Here is a 19,403-nt window from a genome sequence, read left to right on the forward strand (position 1 = left end):
GTTTGCCTGACCGTGAGGGCTTGGCGTACTGGATGCAGGCGCAAAAGGATGGCATGAACCTGTCCAAGATCAGTAGCTCATTCGTGGCCAGTGCTGAGTTCCAGAAGACTTACGGGGCACTGGACAATACCGCATTTGTGGACAGGGTCTACCAGAATGTGCTGCACCGTGGTTCAGACGCAGCAGGCAAGGCTTATTGGCTGGGGCAATTGGGGAGTGGCCTCTCCAGGGGCGATATGCTGGCGGGTTTTACGGAGTCGACGGAGTTCAAGGCGAATTCTCAATCCAAAGTATCGCTGACGCTGGATTACATCGGCCTCTTGGGTCATGCGCCAGATCAGGTGGTGTTTGATCAACTGTTGGCACAATCAGCGACTGATACGGTGACGCTGATCGGGCAGTTTATTAATTCGCCTGAGTATCTGGCGAGGTTTATGGCTTGATCATTAAGCTACTGCAGCAAAGCGTGCTTTTGCTGCAGTAGCCGACAATCTACAATTGCCTGCCTGATTGCATCAAGCAATCCCAAAGCCCCTTGAGCTGTTGCCATCTTCAAGGCCTTTTCAAGCGTTTCAATCGCAAGATCGATATCTCCCTCTTGCATGTGACACAAACTGCTCAACCGCAGCAAGTCTGCATGACAGTAATAATCCTCGTACTTGTCAATTTCGCTTAGTGTCTTTTCCAACAAAGACTTTGCCTCCTCCCAGCATTGCAATTTGATCAGCGTACTTGCCAATACCCAACTGGCCGTGGTGGTACCTGCGCGGTAGGCACCGTGCAAATTTTCTGCTGCTTGCAGGGCGGGTTTGATGTCTTCGAGCTTGTTGCCATTTGCCTGCGCAGAAAGATAAAACAAACTATTCATGCTCTGCCATAATGGAAATCCAAATTGTGTACCTAGTTGTACTCCCTCTCCTGCAAGCATGGTGACTTCATCCATTTGACCAGCAGTCCAGCACATGGCCGTATTGAAAGTCAGCATAAAGCATAAGGCATGGCTTTTTTTGCGCTCTCTGGCCAGCAAGGTACTTTCCCTTGCCAGTTCATGGGCATAGGCATCGCCCAAAAACCACAGATTCCAGCACAGGAAGGCGCGTATCAGTATCTCAAGATCTTCGGCCCAGTAACGCTGCCGCTCTTCCAGGCTGAGCGTCTTAGCGATGGACAATCCTTCCTTTTGATAGTGCAATGCCTCTACAAACAGCCCGCGCCAGAACAATGAATTACCCAGCGAAAAGCAGGCCATCAGCCGCTTGGCTGGCGTATCTGCCAACTCCTCCAGGCGCCGCGCTATACCCAGGCCATCGCTCTTGCCTTGAGAACTCCCACCCATGTACAAACCACTTAATGCACGGAACAAAGACTCTGTTTCTTCATGATCGGGTGCAGGTAAGTCATTCAAACTATCACAGACTGCCCGGAACTGCTGATGCCCCAATTGGGATCCATATCCCTGGCATAACAGCGCAGCATTGCCCAAAGACAAACGCAGAGAAATTTGTAAATGCGTCAACCCGGATTGTGGCTGCAAAGCGATATCCAGCGCCTTGCCAAAATCATGCAAGGCATCCATGGCAAATTCATTTGCCAATGCTTTTTGCCCGCTGATAGTCCACATGGAGGCAGCCTGGTGCCAGTCACGCGCCTCTTCAAAATGTCGGGCAATTTCTGCACTCGATGTCCCAGACTCCTTTATTAAGTATTCTGCCACGCATTGATGAGTAAGCCGTCTTTGTTTTTCAGGGAAACTTTGGTAAGCAGCATCTGCAATCAACGCATGTTGAAAGCGATATTGCCCGTGCTGTGCCCCCGCTTGCACCAAGCGATAGCCAATGGCCAGTTGCAGTGGGCCACCCACGTCTTCATCAGGGAGCAGGCTGCTGAGTACACGTCCATTGAAATTATTACCAATAACGGCAGCCACTTGCAGAATATTCTTGTATGGCCCGAGCTTATCCAACTCACTCTGCAATAATTCCTTGACCGATATCAGGTGATGTTGTCCGTCTTCTGTGTGGCTCAGGGTAAGCCTCTCAATAAACAGCGGAATGCCACCGCAATCACGCGCTATGCGGGCCTGGTCTTGCATCGACAAAAGATGCCGACGGTCGCAGGCCGCAACCATTTCCTCTGCAGCAGAAAAAGCCAGGGGATTCAGCTCAATAACAACGGGTGAGGCGCCAGCATGTTCCAACGGAGCGTCTGTCCTGGTTGTTACCAACAGCAATAACTGTTGCTTCTCGAGGCTGCCGGCGTAACGGGCCAGAAATTCGCGGGTAGCGAAATCTGACCAGTGAAAATCATCGATCAATACAAGGCAAGTCTTTTGCCTGGACAATTGGTCAAACAACATGCCCAGAGCAGCAAATATCTGATTCTTGCTATCTGCCTCCACCCACATGCTCTGATCAAATAAAGAAACGAGGGCATGCAGCATTGCTTGATCTAGCTCAGAATCCGGTACCAGCTCCTGCAGTCTTGCCCTTATTCTGACCGGATAGTCCTCCGCTTGTACAGCTGGCAAAGCAAATAGCTCGGCCAGCGCTTGTCGCAAGGCTGCCAGTGACTGATGTTGGTATTCAAGCGTGCAATAAATTCGGATGACACGGTTTTCTGCGGTATCGAGCTGGCGGCTCACTTCAGTTGCCAGCCTGGTCTTCCCCATGCCAGCATTGCCACGCAATATCAACCATTGTGGTTGTGCCTGCTTTGCCAGCTGCCAATGGCGCCATATGATCTGTAACTCTTCACTACGCCCCACGAGAGGAAATTCTTGCTGATCGCCGATGCTCACGAGTTGCCTTGCCAGCCTGTACTTGGCTATGCCATGCGCGTAGTGATTATAAGCCAGCGCTTGTATGACATCATTTTTCAGCTTGCTGTTGATTTGATCTGCCAATATACGATCAAACACAATTTCACCCGCTGAAGCAGACCAGCACAGCTCTTGCGCTATTCTTGGCAAGGTACCAAGAAAGCGCATCTCATCAACTGTACACTGGACATTGCCAGCACAAATTCCAATGCGCAGGTACTGACGCGCATCATCTGCAAGCATGATTTCTTGTGCGGCATAAATACTCCTCAAGGCCGCTTGCTCAGGTTCGGTATGCATACCAAAACTCGCATGAAAACCTTGACCAAATATCTGCTTGCAAGCCCCGCCCCACAGGCTGATTTTCTCTCGCGCTGTGCAAAGTAACTGGTCCATATGCAAAATTGCGTCTGCCTCGTCTGTCCCTGCATAGCGAGAAAGGTCAAAATCCACATAGGCAAAGGTAAGCCAGCGGATTTCGGTCACAGCCTTGCTGACAATTGAAGTCTGCTTTTTTCCTGTAAGGTCGTGATCAACTACCGCTAGCATGGGGTCTTGCTGCAACAGCCTCCTGGTAGAAGCCGATGCACGTGTACCAAAAGCAGCGAGCAAATTCTGCTCCAGCGTATTCAACACAAAATTGGCACGTTTGAAATCACCACAAGAAAGCAACAGCCGTATCAGCTTTGAAGCAGTATTTTCGTTCAAACTATCCTGTTCCCATAGCAGGTTGGCGATCGCCACAGCTGAAGCAATGCGTCCAGCCTGTTCCTGCTCACGGCAGAGCCTTGCAGCCAGATCACGCCAACGTTCCCGCAACTGCTTGCGCATCTGGTTTATCCATGATTGCAAATCAGTGCCTACATTGAGTTCCAAGCGTTCAAGAAAATCATGATTGAGTTGGCTTAGCTTTGGCTCAAAGCTATTTGTCAGCCATGTGCAAAACAGGTCAGCCGGGTCATCGGCCTGCCATTCATTGAGCAGGCTAGCAATATCCACATGTACCCGCGCATCTGGAAAATAAGCAATACTGTCTCGCTTGCTTTGTATAACCTCGACACCAATGGACGTATTGATGACTTTGCCAAGATTATTGAGTACCTGGCGCAGGTTCGTCAGTGCTGCTGCACCAGGCAAGTCAGGCCACAGCAGTTCTGCCAATTGTTCCCTGGCTATCCAGCGACTGCTGGCTACCGCCAGATAGGCCAAAAGATAAATGGCTTTGCGGTATTTGAGCTTGTCAGCGATGTCATGACCATCCAGTTTCAACTGGAAGTTGCCTAGCAAGGAAATGTCAAGCTGAGAGGTAGATGGATCTGGCGATGCTGAGGTGTGCATATTCTTTGAAGGTAGATACTTTCCGCTGGCAAACATGATTGCAAACTGCAACGGCATGAACAATAAAAACACACATACATGTAGCCGAATAGCAATATTATAACCGGGTCACCTATTCCCCTCTTTGAATCAGCGCAAGTAAAAGGGGATCTTGCGTCATTACAAATAAAAAACCTTCCCTGACAATCAAGGGAAGGTTTCATAAGAGATAAGAAATAAAAGAATCAACCGCTATTACGTAAACCAGCAGCAATACCATTAATGGACAAATGTATGCCACGACGCACTCGCTCGTCTTCATCACCCTTACGGTAGCGTTCCAACAATTCTACCTGAACGTGATTCAATGGTGACAGATAAGGGAAACGGTTGCGTATCGAACGTGCCAGCAAAGGATTTGCCGCCAGCAATTCATCCTGGCCAGAAATAGACTTCAGTATTTCTATGGTCGCTTCATGTTCAGTCTGTATGCGCGGAAAGATGCGGTTACGCAAGGATTCATCCTTGACTAATTGCGCATAACGGCTGGCAATCCCGATATCGCTCTTGGCCAGCACCATCTCCATATTCGATAGCACAGTACTGAAAAAAGACCATTCTCTAAACATTGCTTGCAAAGTCTGCAAACCGTTATCGGGATGGGCCTTCAAGTAAGCTTGTACGGCTGAGCCAAACCCAAACCAGCCCGGCAACATAAGCCGACATTGTGACCAGCTGAATACCCAGGGGATGGCACGCAAATCCTCTATCGCTGTCGATTTTTTACGCGATGCCGGGCGACTGCCTATGTTAAGGCCAGCAATCTCGGAAATGACTGTCGATTCCCAGAAATACTGCTCGAAACCTTCAGTTTCATAGACCAGATTACGATAGGCCTTGAAAGCATGGTCAGACAATTCTTCCATCACCGATAAAAATTCAGGACGTGGTGCCGGTTCGGTGTGTGCCAGCAAACTGGCTTCCATAGTAGCTGCCGCCAGCACTTCAAGATTGCGCCGCCCTACTTCAGGATTGCCATATTTGGCGGTAATTACTTCACCTTGTTCAGTCAAACGGATTTGCCCCTGCACTGCACCAGCGGGTTGCGCCAGGATCGCCTGATAGCTAGGACCACCGCCTCGCCCCACCGAACCACCACGACCATGGAACAGACGTAAGCGCACCTGGTGTTTGCTGAATATCGCTATCAGATCAAGCTCGGCCTTATACAGTTCCCAACCTGAAGTCAGGAAACCGCCGTCCTTGTTACTATCAGAGTAACCGAGCATGACTTCTTGCGCATTGCTGCGGCTGGTAAGCAGGCGAGCATAAGCAGGAATGCCAAACAGCCTGTCCATGACAGGTGCACTATTCTGCAAATCGCCTATGGTTTCAAACAGCGGGATGATATTGACATCAACACGGCCTTCTGCCGGATGCAATAAACCTGACTCTTTCAACAACAAGGCCAGTTCAAGCATATCAGACACGCCATCGGTTTTGGAGATGATGCAATTCGGTACTGAGCCTTTGCCATAACGCTTTTGCGCGGTGCAGGCGGCGCGGTAGATTGCCAGTTCCGATTGTGTTTCTTCCGAATATGTCAGGTAAGGTGAAGCCAGCGGACGGGCTGAGCTGATTTCTTTAATCAGAACTTCTATACGCTGGTCTTCATTCAAATCCAGGTACTTCAATTCTGGATTAGCTGCTTGCAGTAACTCATGCACAACGCGTTCATGCACGTCTGAGTTCTGGCGCAAATCGATAGGTGCCAGATAAAAACCAAATACCTTGACCGCACGGCGCAAGTGACGCAAACGGCCACGCGTAATCGCAGCAGAACCGTTGGCATGCAAAGAGTGGTGAACGATATCAAGATCCGCAGCCAGTTCTTCTGCGGTTGCATAAGGTTCGGCGATGCCGCTGGGATGTATGACAGGTTCCAGGCCCAGCAATTGTTTGTAGGTCGCTGACAGACGCGCATATACACCGCTAATAGCCAGGCGATAAGGCTCGTCAGAACGGTGCGGCGAATGATCTGGCGAGCGTTCAGCCAAGGCCAGCAAGTCGTCAGAGACTTTCACCAACAGGTTCGCCATCGATAATTGCGAACCCAGAGTGTGCAATTCTTCAAGGTAGAATTTAAAGGCGCGTGTAGCCTGCATGGCCAGGGTCTTTTCAAGCACAGTAGCAGTAACGAAAGGATTGCCGTCACGGTCACCACCTATCCAACTGCCCATTTTCATGAAGCTGGGCAGCTCTGTTTGCGTCAAAGCGGGATCCTTACTCGCCAGCAGGTCTTCGAGACCAGCATATAGATGTGGCAATTCGCGCAGGAAAGTGTAGTCATAAAAACTCAAGCCATTTTCCACTTCGTCGAGCACAGACAATTTGGAAGTACGCAGCATACGAGTCTGCCACAGGGTCAATACTGCGCGCCCAAGCGCTTCATCATTGGCTGCAGATTCTTCCGGCGTCAATTGCATACGGTCGCGCTCATCGAGCAGACGGGTAATCACCATCTGACAATTCAAAATGCTCTTGCGCTGCACTTCTGTTGGGTGGGCCGTCAATACCGGAAAGACTTGCGCAGTCTCAAAAAAGTCCAGCAACTGCTGGCTGCTGTGCCCTGTGTTGTACAGGGCCTCTATGGTATGTGCCAGGCTGCCCTGGCGCGGTGCAGAACCTGCAATCAAATGCGCACGGGTACGGCGTATATGATGCTGGTCCTCTGCCAGATTCACCAGATGTGAAAAATAACTGAAAGCACGTATGACTTGTGTAGTCTGGTCATTGGTCAATGTATCGAGCGTAGTTTCCAGCTCAGCACGAGCGGCTTCATCGGCATCACGACGAAAACGAATGGAATTCTGGCGCACTTGCTCGATGAGATCAAACACTTCATCGCCATGCTGGTTTCTTACCGTGTCGCCTAATATGCGGCCCAGCCTGCGTATGTCTTCACGCAGGCTCTGGTCTTTGTCGTCGCTGATATCATTCATTTTTAATTGCGGGTGTAGGTGGGCGTTCATGCTGACAAATTCTACGGTAAGGATAAAAACAGATCGATGAAAATTCTTGTGCGTCTGGGTACGACAATATATTTACAGCGTCGACGAAAGCGCTCTACAAAGTAAGCCATTGCCTTGACAGCATGCTTACAGCAACTCTTGCAAACTAATATATCAAACACGCTGAGGCTTGCTTACAACATCAGCGCGTCCAAACATGATACTAGGCAGCCTTTTTCAGTTTATGACTACGGCCAACTGCCATCAGTAAGCCCTTGGTTGAACTATCGTAATCTTCTTTGACTGCATTTGGATCAAGGCTGATCAATTGCTGCGCCAGCGATTTTCCCAGCTCAACACCCCATTGATCAAAGGCGTTGATGTCCCAGATCACGGATTGAACAAACACCTTATGTTCATACAAGGCAATCAGTGCCCCCAAAGAACGTGGCGTCAGAGAATCCAGCAAGACTGTCGATGTCGGGCGATTGCCTTCAAACACACGTGGCGCCAGTACTTTTTCAGGCAAATCACCGAGTTCAGCCCTTACCTCTGCCATGCTCTTGCCCCAGGCCATAGCCTTGGATTGCGCAAAGCAATTTGCCAGCAGCGCCTGATTGTGCCCCGGCAAACCGGCATCATCATCAGCCACCACGATAAAGTCCGTAGGGATAATCGTTGCTCCCTGATGCAATAACTGGAAGTAAGCATGCTGACCATTGGTGCCTGCTTCACCAAACAAAATAGGTGAAGTCGTGTAATCGACGCGCTGGCCTTCACGCGTGACAGACTTGCCATTGCTTTCCATTTCCAGTTGCTGCAAGTAGGCTGGCAAGCGTGTCATACGCTGGTGGTAAGGTGCAATCGACAAGGCTTGCAAGCCAAGGAAATTGATATTCCACACACCTATCAAAGCCATCAATACTGGCAGGTTTTGTTCCAGCGGTGCCTGGGCGAAATGCAGGTCCATTTCATGCGCGCCAGCCAGCATTTCTTCAAAACGGTCTGCACCTACATACAGTGCAATCGAAAGACCAATCGCACTCCACATCGAATAACGGCCACCAGCCCAGTTCCAGAATGGGAAGACATTTTCAGGGGCGATACCAAAATCAGCAGCGGCTTTTACGTTAGTGCTCAGTGCCACGAAATGCTGGCGTATCTGATCGACCGGGCAACCATGTGACAGCATCCATTCACGCGCAGTGCGGGCATTGGTCAGGGTTTCCATGGTCGAGAAGGTCTTGGATGCGACCACGAACAAGGTAGTTTCAGGATCAGCATTTGCCAGCGCATCGGCTACATGACGGCCATCGACATTGGAGACGAAATGCAGGGACAGGTTTTTTTGCGACCACGGTGCCAAAGCGATACAAGCCATTTGCGGGCCAAGATCGGAACCACCAATACCAATATTAACGATAGTGCGTATGGCCTTGCCAGTATATCCCTGCCAGCGCCCTTCCCTGACCGCGTCGCTGAACGTCCGCATTTGCGCCAGCACCTGGTGCACATCGGCAGCAATATTTTCACCATTCAAATCAAAGGATTCACCTTTGGGCAAACGCAGTACCGTATGTAGCACTGCACGGTTTTCCGTCTGGTTGATCGCTTCACCGCGTAACATTGCATCGCGGCGTGACTCTACATCCTGCTGTCTGGCCAATGCCAGCAAATTCAACTTTGCTGTCGTGTCTATGCGTTGCTTGGAGTAATCAAGCATGATGCCACAAGCAGACGCTGAAAAATGCGCAAAGCGCTGAGGATCAGCACGAAACAAGTCTTTCAGGTTGGGCATGTTGGTGGCACGTTGCTGCAACAAACCCCAGATAGGAGTACGCGATACGGAAGTGACCATAATCTTGCTTATTTGCGAAAAGTGTTTAGTGAAAGTGCTAAAAATTTTACTTAAATCAGTATTTACTTCTTGCCTGCTGCGGCTGCAGCGGCAGCCAGCACACCAATCGCCGCCCAATCGCCTGCATTGATCAGTGAGGCCGGGCACATCCAGGAACCACCTACGCACAGGATATTTGATTGCTGCAAAAGTGCTGGTGTCGCTTCCACTGTGACGCCACCGGTCAGGCAGAACTTCACGTCAGGGAAAGGGCCGCCAAGGGCCTTGGCCATCTTGGTGGCACCGACGATATCGGAAGGGAATAGTTTGACGACATTGAAGCCATGTTCCAGTGCCAGCATCAGGTCACTCGCACCACCAACGCCAGGAAAATAGGGCAGGCCAGAATCAGCCGCGGCTTTTGCCAATAAAGGTGTGATGCCCGGGCTGATACCAAAGGCTGCGCCTGTCTCTCTGACTGCATCCAGTTGCGCTTGCGTCAGGATGGTACCTGCACCCACCGTCACTGTCGGGCAGGCCTTGACGACTTCGCGCAAGACTGTCATGGCATTTGGCGTACGCAAGGTGATTTCAACTGCTGGCAAACCATTTTCTGCCAGCGTAGTCACACAACGTATCGCCTGATCGACATCATCAGTAACGAGGATAGGCAATACGCGGATTTGTTCCAGTTGGGCGATGATGTTTCGTTTGCTCATGCTGATATTCAGGCTCATGATGGGTTTCGCTTTTAGAAAATTAATCTATAAAAAGAGTGGATGCGCCATGCTCAGGCGCTGTCACGACACGACGCTGTGCAGCGAACAAGTCGCGGCCATAACCGAAAGTGACTTCCTTGCTGAGTTCACGCACGGCGCGTTGTGACCAGACATCAGCATCCACCAGGGCACGCAATTCACCAGTGTGCACATTGAGTTCAACCACATCACCATCACGCACTTTACCCAGCGGGCCGCCTTGTGCCACTTCCGGACTAACATGCAGGGCCGCAGGTACTTTGCCTGATGCACCCGACATACGGCCATCCGTCACCAGCGCAACCTTATAACCTGCCGACATCAGGCTACCCAACACAGGCGTAAACTGATGCAACTCAGGCATGCCATTTGCCTGCGGTCCCTGGAAGATGACGACGGCAACAAAGTCCATATTCAGCTCACCTGCTTTATAGGCTTTGACCAGGGCATCCTGTGATTCAAATACTTTTGCTGGTGCTTTGATGATCCATGCGTCTTCAGGCACGGCAGAAGCCTTGACGATGGCACGACCCAGGTTGCCGTGCAATAAGCGCAGGCCACCGGTAGGTGCAAAAGGATCAGTCACATTGCGAACGACTGTAGTGTCGGTCGATTCTGCGGGCAGCGCTTCCCATTTGACTTTGCCATCTTCAGTCAATACTGGGTGACTGGTATGTGAATTCAAACCATCATCGCCATAGACAGTCATGACATCGGCATGCATGAGCCCAGCAGACAAGAGTTCACGGATAACGAATACCGGGCCACCTGCATCTTCAAAGGCATTCACGTCTGCAGTGCCGTTAGGATAAACACGCGTCAGCAGAGGAATGACGGATGACAGTTCATCAAAATCCTGCCAGTCAATAATGATGCCAGCAGCGCGGGCCACGGCAATCCAGTGAATAGTATGGTTAGTGGAACCACCTGTCGCCAGCAAGGCGATGACAGCATTGACGATGGTTTTTTCATTGACCAGTTGGCCTATGGGTTTGTAGTTGCCGCTTTGCTCGGTCAATTGCAGGACGCGCTCTACCGCGGCGTCTGTCAGCACGCTGCGCAATGGATCACCAGGATGGACAAAGGCAGCACCTGGCAAATGCAGGCCCATCGCTTCCAGCAACATCTGGTTGCTGTTGGCTGTGCCATAGAAAGTGCAGGTGCCTGCGCTATGGTAGGCAGCACTTTCTGCGGCGAGTAATTCTTCCTTGGTCGCTTTGCCTTGGGCATAGCGCTCACGCACTGCAGCTTTTTCTTTGTTCGACAAGCCAGAACCCATGGGACCAGCTGGTATGAAGATGGTAGGCAGGTGACCAAAGGCCAGCGCACCTATCAGCAGACCGGGCACGATCTTGTCGCAGATACCAAGGCAGAGTGTCGCATCAAAAGCATCATGGGTCAAAGCCACTGCAGTCGCCTGGGCAATCACATCGCGTGAGAACAGCGACAGCTCCATGCCGGGGCGACCTTGCGTCACACCATCACACATGGCAGGCACGGCACCAGCTACCTGGGCAGTAGCGCCAAAGCGCAGGGCTGTCTGGCGTATCTGCACAGGATAATGTTCATAGGGCTGATGTGCCGACAACATATCGTTGTAAGCGGTAACGATGCCTATATTCGGTTTTTGTGCCTGGTTGAGCCAGATCTTGGTGCCGCTATCCATGGCCGCATTGGCATGCGCCTGATTAGCACAAGACAGACTGGCGCGACGCGGCCCACGGCCACGCATTTGCTCCAACTGGGAAAGATAAGTACTGCGCAGGTTTTTGCTGCGCTCGGTAATGCGCTGTGTGACCTTGTCGATAACAGGGTGCAACGCAGTGGATGGGGATGTCGTCATATAAACACCTGTGACCCGTTTGGGCAAAATAAGAAAGCTGTAGCTATACTGAATCAATGCCAACAAAGATAGCACAAATCCCTTCATTTCTGTAACAAACTTTCAGTACTTTGATATTTAGCTGTTTTTTTTGGCACAACTATCAAATTTATCGTAATGAAACTACATTTTTGAATATTTTCTGGCATAATCAAGATAAATTACTATCATCAATCTAGTACATTTGTCGCAATACATAGCAACATACGGCAACACATAGCAAGCGTCTGTATTGCACCCAACATAACAACCACAACCTGGAGTCAGCATGACCACATTTGTCTTATTTGGCGGCACTGGCGATCTTGCCAAGCGCAAGATCATCCCTGCTTTGTATAGCGCATTTGTGAATGGCCGGCTGGACCAGAACTTCAAGTTCATTGGTGCAGCACGGGAAAAGCTGACTGATGAAGAATTCCGTGTGCGTGTCGCTGCCGCCATAGAATCTTATGCGTCTAATGTAGATGGTGCGACAGAAGAAAAGCGTGCAGCCTTTTTGGCAACCACGCATTATTCAAAAATCGATGCGCGCATTCCAGAAGATTTCGCCGCATTGAAAGACAGCCTGCAAACCAGCGAAACCAACGCCACCCTGTTTTACCTGGCGACTGGCCCTGACATCTTTATCCCCGTGGTCGAGCAATTATCCAAGCATGGCCTGGTCGAGGGCAATGCCCGCGTGGTGGTAGAAAAACCATTGGGGCGCGATGCCCAGTCCGCCAAAGAGATCAATCACTCCCTGCGTTCTTACCTGAACGAACACCAGATTTACCGTATTGATCATTACCTTGGTAAAGAGATGGTGCAAAATCTGCTGGCATTGCGCTTTGCCAATTCCTTCCTTGAGCCTTTGTGGAACCGCAAATGGATACAGGATGTGCAAATCTCCATCTCTGAACAAGTGGGTGTGGAATCACGAGGTGATTTCTACGACCATACCGGTGCCCTGCGTGACATGGTACAAAATCATTTGCTGCAACTCGTGTCCATCGTCGCCATGGAACCACCGGTGAATGCCAACCCTGACGCCATCCGCGACGAAAAAGTCAAAGTCTTGCGCGCCCTGCACAAGTTCACTCCAGATGAAGTCAGCAAGAAAACCGTACGCGGCCAATACCGTGCCGGTGCCGTTGATGGCAAACCTGTTATCGCTTACCAGAATGAGCCTGGCGTGCCACCGTCTTCACGCACAGAAACCTTTGTTGCCATCCGCGCAGAGATCGATAACTGGCGCTGGGCTGGTGTACCTTTTTACCTGCGTACTGGCAAGCGCATGGCCAGCCGCAGTGCTGAAATCACGATTAATTTCAAACCTATTCCGTATTCGATTTTCGGCAAATCACAAGGGCCTTTGCGCTCAAATCGTCTGGTGATTTCTTTGCAGCCAGAAGAAAGTGTACAACTGTATATGAAGGCCAAGGAACCTGGCGAAGGTATCCGTCTGTCTGACGTTGCCCTGAACCTGGACTTTGCTGAAGTGTCGAATTCACGCCGAGTTGAATCTTATGAGCGCCTCTTGCTTGATGCCATGCACGGCGACCTGACCCTGTTCGTGCGTGATGATGAACTGAGTGCGGCATGGGCCTGGATAGACCCCATCATGAGCGCCTGGCAAAACGATAGCGAAGGTCTCAAGTCGTATATCTCAGGCAGTTGGGGCCCGTCTGCCGCCAGTTATTTGCTGGCACAGCATGGAGCAGCCTGGGGTGAAGAATTCGTTGAAAGCTAAGCGATAAAATGACCATGAAATACCATACCTTTGACAATTTTTCGGCACTGACCGAAGCTCTGAGCCAGCAATGGCTGGACGTCATACAGACCACACCAGATGGCAGCAGCTTTGCCCTGGCTGGTGGCTCCACGCCTGCGCCTGTATATCAACGTCTGGATCAGTTGCTGTCGAATATAGATGCGCACAATCCCATCAAGCTGGTGGCTACCGATGAACGCTGGGTGCCAGACCAGGACACGCAAAGCAATGAGGGCCTGTTCCGTCGTTGCCTGTCTGGCTCTGCTGCTGGCAAGCGCTGGCAACTGGTGTCTTTGAAAAATGCATCCCGTACACCGGAAGTGGCGACAGAAGCCATCAGCTTGCGTTTGAATGAGCAATTGCCACAAGCCTTCAGCGCAGTCTTGCTGGGCATGGGTGCAGACGGACATATAGCTTCCCTCTTCCCTGGCGCGCCTACCCAGCATGATGACCTGGCCTGCCTGGCGGCTGTACATCCGCAAACCCGCCAAAGCCGCATGTCGCTTTCTTTACCACGCCTGCTCAATACCAAACGCATCTGGCTGGTGATTACCGGTGCGGAAAAACGCCAGGTACTGGAACAGGCGATAGAAAATAATCTGCCAGTTGCGTCCTTGTTGCGTGAAGCAGGCTGTACCATAGATGTTTTCTGGTGTCCGTAAAACACATGTATATGGCCAATCCGTTTTCTGACAATAAACCCAACACACCTCCTGAAAAAGGCTTGTTGGCACGCATACGCACTGCCAGCACGGCCTTGAGCCGTGCTGAGCGCCAGGTGGCAGATTTCCTGCTGCAAAAGCCGCATGATGCTTTGGAAATGTCGATACGGGTATTGGCCCAGGCTTGTGATGTCAGTGAACCAACGGTGGCCCGCTTTGCCCAGAGCCTGGGATTTGACGGCTTCAAAACCTTCAAGCTGGCATTTGCCAAAAGTCTTGCCACTGGCATCCCGTTTTTGCATCTGGATGTGAATCAGGCTGATCATGTACGCGATGTCTTGCCCAAGGTCTTTGACCGCACCATCGCCGCATTGATGGAAGCCCGCAATAATGCCAATACCGCGACCTTTGAAGCAGCAGTCAACCTGCTAGCGCGGGCCCGCCGCATAGAATGTTATGGCCTGGGTTATTCCGGTGCACTGGCTATTGATGCACAGCTGAAATTCTTCCGCTTTGGCATACCGACTACGGTATTTTGCGATGCCCACTTGCAGGCTCAGTCAGCCACTTTATTGAATAGCGATTGCGTGGTCGTGGCATTTTCCCGCACAGGCCGCACGCGCGATCTTATCGACAGCGTGCAACTGGCGAAACAGGCTGGTGCCAAGATTTTGGTATTGTGTGCCAGCGGTGGCCCGCTGGCAGAACTGGCTGACGTGCATATCGGAGTCGATGTGGAAGAAGACCCTGACATCTACACCCCCATGACTTCACGCCTCGCACATTTGACTTATATCGACGCGCTGGCTGTTGCCGTCACCCTGCTGCGCGGCCCCGCTGCCATCGACATGCTGGAAAGAGCCAAGGCCAGTATCAGTGAAAAACGCCTGGTGCCCAAGATAGGCTAAGGTCAAGCAGTTTGCATAGCGGCGTTGGCTACTACCCTGGCACGCCGCTTTCTCGTCCAGATAATCACCCCAGTGACGCTCAACATGGCAACCACAAGTCCGAGCAATGAAATCAGGATACGCCCGGTCAAACCCAGGATGCGGCCAGAATGCAAAGGGAATTGCGCCTGCAGGAAAATATCGCCAGCAGATCCGGTACCGGGAATCTTCCCACCCAAAGCCTGCCCATCCTTGCCGTCAAAATACAGCCAGGCGTTACCCAAACCGACATCGCCGTGATCATTGCCAGGCTCAAAAAATCCCACTCCGTACACGCCAAAAGCAGGTGAATAGAATATACCGCCTGCTGGCAAAGTCCAGCCCCGTTTTTGCGCATCCTGTTTCGCCACCTCAATGACGTGCTCGCGGCTGATGGCGGGAATGAGAGGCTTGTCAGGTGCTTGTGGAACGCGGCTGGAAAACACATCTGCACTCAAAGGTGAAAACAATGACACCACAGGACGCACCACCTGTGAATTCAGGTTCATCGATACCGAGGTAATCGCCAGCAGCAGCATGAACAGCCACAGCCAGACACCACTGGAACGGTGCAAGTCAAAATTGAGTTTGTGTCCGCCCTGACGCCAGCGAAAAGCAAAGGACTTGTGCCAACTGCGCCAGTTAGGAAAAGACAACCATAGCGCGATAAAACAATCCAGCACCCACACTATACCTATGATACCCATGAACAAAATACCCAGCTCTATACCAGATACCTCAGGTATATGCATGGTGTAATGCAGCTTGTATAAAAACGGCAGCAGATTTTCACGACTCAGGGATATTTCACCCCATTGCCGCTTGCCCTGTACATCGCCAGTGACAGGGTCAACCGCAATCTGGTTAAAACCCAGGGGGTAAACCTTACCCGTGGCCGGGTCGATCCGCCCCTCTACCGACATCTGGCTGGTATGCCCTGGCTCGGCCTCGTTCAGTACATAGGTCACCCAGATACGGGGGTCGCGTGCTTCCACCCTGTTGGCCAGTTCCAGTCCTGACATGGCGTTGCCAGTCTTGACTTGCGACTGGCTGCGCGCCTCGAACAAATGTGGATTGAGCAAGGCATCCAGCTCATGATCCCAGGAGATGAAAGCCCCGGTCAGACCGGAGATGAACAAAAATACAGCCACCGCCAGCCCGAACCAGCGGTGCAGCAAGACAAAGACAGGACGCATCGACATAAATTTCCTGGCCTATCAATATTTCCAGTTGACCGCAACGCTGCCGTTTCTTGGCGCAGCATAATAGCCCTGGCTCCAGTACAGACTGGTCAGGTATTTTTGATCACTGACATTGTTCAGGTTTGCCGATATGCTAAGGTTTTGATTCACGTCATAACGCGCCATCAAATTCAGCGTTGCATAACTGCCCTGGCGTATGATGTTTCCGGAACCTTCGTCACGGAAAGTATCCGATTGCCAGTTCAGGCCGCCACCGACTTTTGCCTGTGGCATGAAAGGCAGTTGATAAGTAGTCGACAGGCGGAACAATTTTCTCGGCACATAGGTTTTGACATCCCGATCATTACTGCCCTTGAGGCGCAATTGCGTATAGCCTGCGCTGAGGTTCCAGCCTTTTGCCAACTCACCGCTGGCGTCAAATTCAAAACCTTGTGACTGCGCATCTATGCCGCGGTAAAAACTCTTGGTGCCGATATAGCCAGCCTGCTCCGCTGCATTGTTTTGCTGTATCTTGAAAACAGCTGCAGACAAATTAAGCTTGCGGGCAAACAATTCAAGCTTGACACCCAGTTCATCGCCCTTGCCTTTGACTGGGTCCAGGGTTTTACCACTGGCATCCACTTCGCTTTGCGGATTGAAGATTTCAGTGTGGCTGGCATACACAGAAGCATAAGGTGTCAGATCATAGACAAAACCCAGATAAGGCGAGGTATTGTTGGCATTCTTGCGGCTGCTGACACCATAGGCATAACCGCTGCTTTCAGCCTTGGTATGGTTTGCTCCGGCGATGAATTTGAATTGATCTGCCAGGTTGAAACGGGATGCAACAAATATTGTCTTGCGCGTGTCTTCATACGCACTGCCATCGGAATAGGCATTGAATGCTGGCTGCGGATAATTGCCCGTCCAATTACTGATATCTGGCAAAGCAGTGCCTATTCCTACGCCATAGTGAGAGATATCATCCATCTTTGACTTCGACCAGTTGATACCAAAACTCAGGTCGTGCCTACGCCCTGCCAAAGTGAATTTACCTGTGGCAGACAAATCAAATAGAGTCTGGGTGTTGACATTGTTATACAGCGAAGGATAGCTATACAAGCCCAGGCCGGTCTTGCGATCTGGTGTGCCATAGGCATAAAACAGTTTGGAGTCGCCTGTTGACCTGTTGCGGCTAAGTGTCGTCTTGATTTGCCAGTCATTGTCGAGTTGATGGTTCAGTTCGACAAAGCTGCGGTCATCCTGGGTTAACCAGCGTGACCAGTCTGCAGCGGTGCTGGTTGAAGTCCGGTAATTGGTTGGGCTGCCATCCGTGTAATACAAGGGCAAGGCACCCCACATGCCACCCTTGGCATCGCTTTTCTGATGGGAATGCCCCACACTCAATACGGTGGCCTCGCCCAGGTTGGCTTCAATCACACCATATACCACTGTTTTTTCAGGCGAATAACGGTCGAGATAAGAATCACCCGCCTGTTTTGCGACCACGATACGGCCCGCGACGGTGCCAGCAGCATTCAGGGCACCGGATACATCCGCGTCCAGCCTGCGCGTGTTCCACGAACCCAATGTCAGTCCGGCGGAAGCCTGGAATTGGTAGACAGGGCGCTTGCGGATAAAGTTGACCGTCGCAGACGGGTTGCCAGTTGCCGACATCAGGCCATTCGCGCCACGCACAATATCCACCCTGTCGTAGATCGCTGTATCAATATCACCAGCCAAATTGCCAGAAGTGAAGGGCAAGCCTACGCCGTCGTACTGGAAATTGGTAATATCAAAACCACGTGCCATGTAATAAGTACGGTCAGTCTCTACTTTTTCGACCGACACACCTGTGGTATTAGCCAGCACATCATTCACATTGACTTGCTTGAAGTCATCCATCTTGGCACGGGTAACAACTGATACTGATTGCGGTGTTTCACGCAAAGACAAATCGAGTCTGGTTGCCGAACTACTTTTTCTCTTTGTATAAGCGCCTGTCTTTTCTGAACTAGGTTCATTACCTGAAACGCCAGTTACCAGGACCTCAGGCAATTCTGCCTGACTAGCCTTGGCTGGGGCTGCGTCTTCTGCAAAAGCAGGTGCTGCCAGCAGCATGGAAAGCGCTAATGTAATAGGACTTAAGGGGTTAAGCGAACCGACAGGATGTAAATTCCTTTGCAGCGATGCGGGATTGTTGCGGGATAGAACGGAGAAACTGGGAGAACAACATGAGCGAGAAATCATAAATAAGCCTGGAAATTGACTGCCTATGCAGAGAATTGCCTCTGATAGCGTTAGAAGTAAAAACTTCAGCTTATTCTACTTACATAAAAATGTAATTGCAAATCATTCTCATTTATATTTAACAATTTAAATAAATTCAGGACACACTCCACGCATCCAGGAAAACTGGCGCGCCTCGTGCTGTACTTGTTCACGCTTGAATATTCCCTGTGACTGATGCGTCAATCACAGGCCCCCACTGCACTACAAGCTGGATAAGTTTTTTGTTTTTTCTGCGATGTGCACTTGCCAAGCCTGGTATCACAGCTAATGGTATAGGTCGTTTCCAGCACATCAACCCAGCTACCTATTTCACATTGCTGTATATCCTTTTCTTTGCCTTTGAAATCTGTTTCGCTATGCGTCAGTAATTGAATCGTGCCAGGCTTTTCGTGCCTTACTTCAAAGCTTTGCACCTGATCCTGGAATGTTTCATTGAGATAGGTTTTACCATTTTGTTTCAAGTCAAAAATTGCATAGCCTTCACCGGGGCTATCACCCATACAGCTTTGTTGGCTACCTATGGCAATGCGCATGCCGGTGCCAGGTATAGCCTGACTTTTTGTTGCGATATCAGTCAACAATTTCATGTCGCCCTTATTGAAAAAGACAGACCGAAATTGATCCAGGCCACCATCAATTTCATCGCTATGCGCAGTCCGCACTTCGCGCAATTGCAGCAATACATGCTCACCCAGGTCTTCGAATTCAATTTGCACTACGCCTGCGGGCAATGGCGGCACATCCTCCCCTGCTGCGGTCACTCCATGCGACTTCAATTGCTGTGCATTGAATTCATCTATCCATTTGCGCAGGACCGCCTCGTCGTAGGATTTCATTTTCGCCTGCAGACTGGTGATGAAATTGTCTGCGGCATTCGCAACAGGCTGACTACTTACTGTTGTACTGGCGACGCTGGAAGCAGCAACTGTTACTGATGAAGGTGATTCTGGTTTACTTTCCATCTGCTGT

Annotated in this window: 12 protein-coding genes; 4 read left to right on the forward strand and 8 right to left on the reverse strand. The window is 50.8% G+C overall.

Annotated features, from left to right (window positions below; all coding sequences use genetic code 11):
* Positions 1 to 443 (forward strand): DUF4214 domain-containing protein (locus Q8K39_RS07975; protein ID WP_305259262.1); only part of this gene is annotated, 443 nt, incomplete at its 5' end.
* A gap of 8 nt (positions 444 to 451) precedes the next feature.
* On the opposite strand, the gene Q8K39_RS07980 is transcribed toward Q8K39_RS07975, so the two are convergent.
* The 5 genes from Q8K39_RS07980 to edd form a co-directional block, all read right to left on the reverse strand.
* A complete protein-coding gene (locus Q8K39_RS07980) occupies positions 452 to 4,156 on the reverse strand; it encodes an AAA family ATPase (protein ID WP_305259264.1) in 3,705 nt (1,234 codons plus the stop codon).
* A 224-nt stretch (positions 4,157 to 4,380) separates the two neighbouring features.
* Complete coding sequence (gene ppc / locus Q8K39_RS07985; protein WP_305259265.1) at positions 4,381 to 7,167, reverse strand: phosphoenolpyruvate carboxylase; 2,787 nt, start codon at positions 7,165 to 7,167, stop codon at positions 4,381 to 4,383.
* Positions 7,168 to 7,369: 202 nt separating this feature from the next.
* Complete coding sequence (gene pgi, locus Q8K39_RS07990; RefSeq protein ID WP_305259266.1) at positions 7,370 to 9,004, reverse strand: glucose-6-phosphate isomerase; 1,635 nt, start codon at positions 9,002 to 9,004, stop codon at positions 7,370 to 7,372.
* Positions 9,005 to 9,066: 62 nt separating this feature from the next.
* The gene (gene eda, locus Q8K39_RS07995) at positions 9,067 to 9,702 is read right to left on the reverse strand and encodes a bifunctional 4-hydroxy-2-oxoglutarate aldolase/2-dehydro-3-deoxy-phosphogluconate aldolase (RefSeq protein ID WP_305259267.1); all 636 of its coding nucleotides are present in this window, start codon (positions 9,700 to 9,702) and stop codon (positions 9,067 to 9,069) included.
* Positions 9,703 to 9,742: 40 nt separating this feature from the next.
* Positions 9,743 to 11,584 (reverse strand): phosphogluconate dehydratase, encoded by a 1,842-nt coding sequence (gene edd, locus Q8K39_RS08000; protein ID WP_305259269.1) that lies wholly within the window; start codon positions 11,582 to 11,584, stop codon positions 9,743 to 9,745.
* A gap of 307 nt (positions 11,585 to 11,891) precedes the next feature.
* On the opposite strand from edd, the gene zwf reads away from it, so the two are divergent.
* The 3 genes from zwf to Q8K39_RS08015 are packed head-to-tail and all read left to right on the forward strand — an operon-like array spanning position 11,892 to position 14,943.
* Positions 11,892 to 13,352: a glucose-6-phosphate dehydrogenase gene (gene zwf / locus Q8K39_RS08005; protein ID WP_186955402.1), complete on the forward strand. Its 1,461-nt coding sequence runs from the start codon at positions 11,892 to 11,894 to the stop codon at positions 13,350 to 13,352.
* Between the two features lie 14 nt (positions 13,353 to 13,366).
* Positions 13,367 to 14,035 carry a 6-phosphogluconolactonase gene (gene pgl, locus Q8K39_RS08010; protein WP_305259272.1) on the forward strand — a complete coding sequence of 223 codons (669 nt, stop codon included), beginning with the start codon at positions 13,367 to 13,369 and terminating at the stop codon, positions 14,033 to 14,035.
* On the forward strand, positions 14,026 to 14,943 hold the full coding sequence (locus tag Q8K39_RS08015; RefSeq protein ID WP_305259273.1) for a MurR/RpiR family transcriptional regulator: 918 nt from the start codon (positions 14,026 to 14,028) through the stop codon (positions 14,941 to 14,943). Before pgl ends, Q8K39_RS08015 begins: the two co-directional genes overlap by 10 nt.
* Positions 14,944 to 14,945: 2 nt before the next feature.
* On the opposite strand, the gene Q8K39_RS08020 is transcribed toward Q8K39_RS08015, so the two are convergent.
* From Q8K39_RS08020 to Q8K39_RS08030, 3 genes are all read right to left on the reverse strand, one after another.
* Positions 14,946 to 16,157 (reverse strand): PepSY domain-containing protein, encoded by a 1,212-nt coding sequence (locus Q8K39_RS08020; protein WP_305259350.1) that lies wholly within the window; start codon positions 16,155 to 16,157, stop codon positions 14,946 to 14,948.
* A gap of 21 nt (positions 16,158 to 16,178) precedes the next feature.
* Complete coding sequence (locus Q8K39_RS08025; RefSeq protein WP_305259274.1) at positions 16,179 to 18,263, reverse strand: TonB-dependent siderophore receptor; 2,085 nt, start codon at positions 18,261 to 18,263, stop codon at positions 16,179 to 16,181.
* 350 nt (positions 18,264 to 18,613) lie between these two features.
* Positions 18,614 to 19,396 (reverse strand): hypothetical protein, encoded by a 783-nt coding sequence (locus Q8K39_RS08030; protein ID WP_305259276.1) that lies wholly within the window; start codon positions 19,394 to 19,396, stop codon positions 18,614 to 18,616.
* Positions 19,397 to 19,403: the final 7 nt, after the last annotated feature.

Source organism: Undibacterium sp., assembly GCF_030683615.1.
Taxonomy (GTDB): Bacteria; Pseudomonadota; Gammaproteobacteria; order Burkholderiales; family Burkholderiaceae_D; genus Undibacterium; species Undibacterium umbellatum.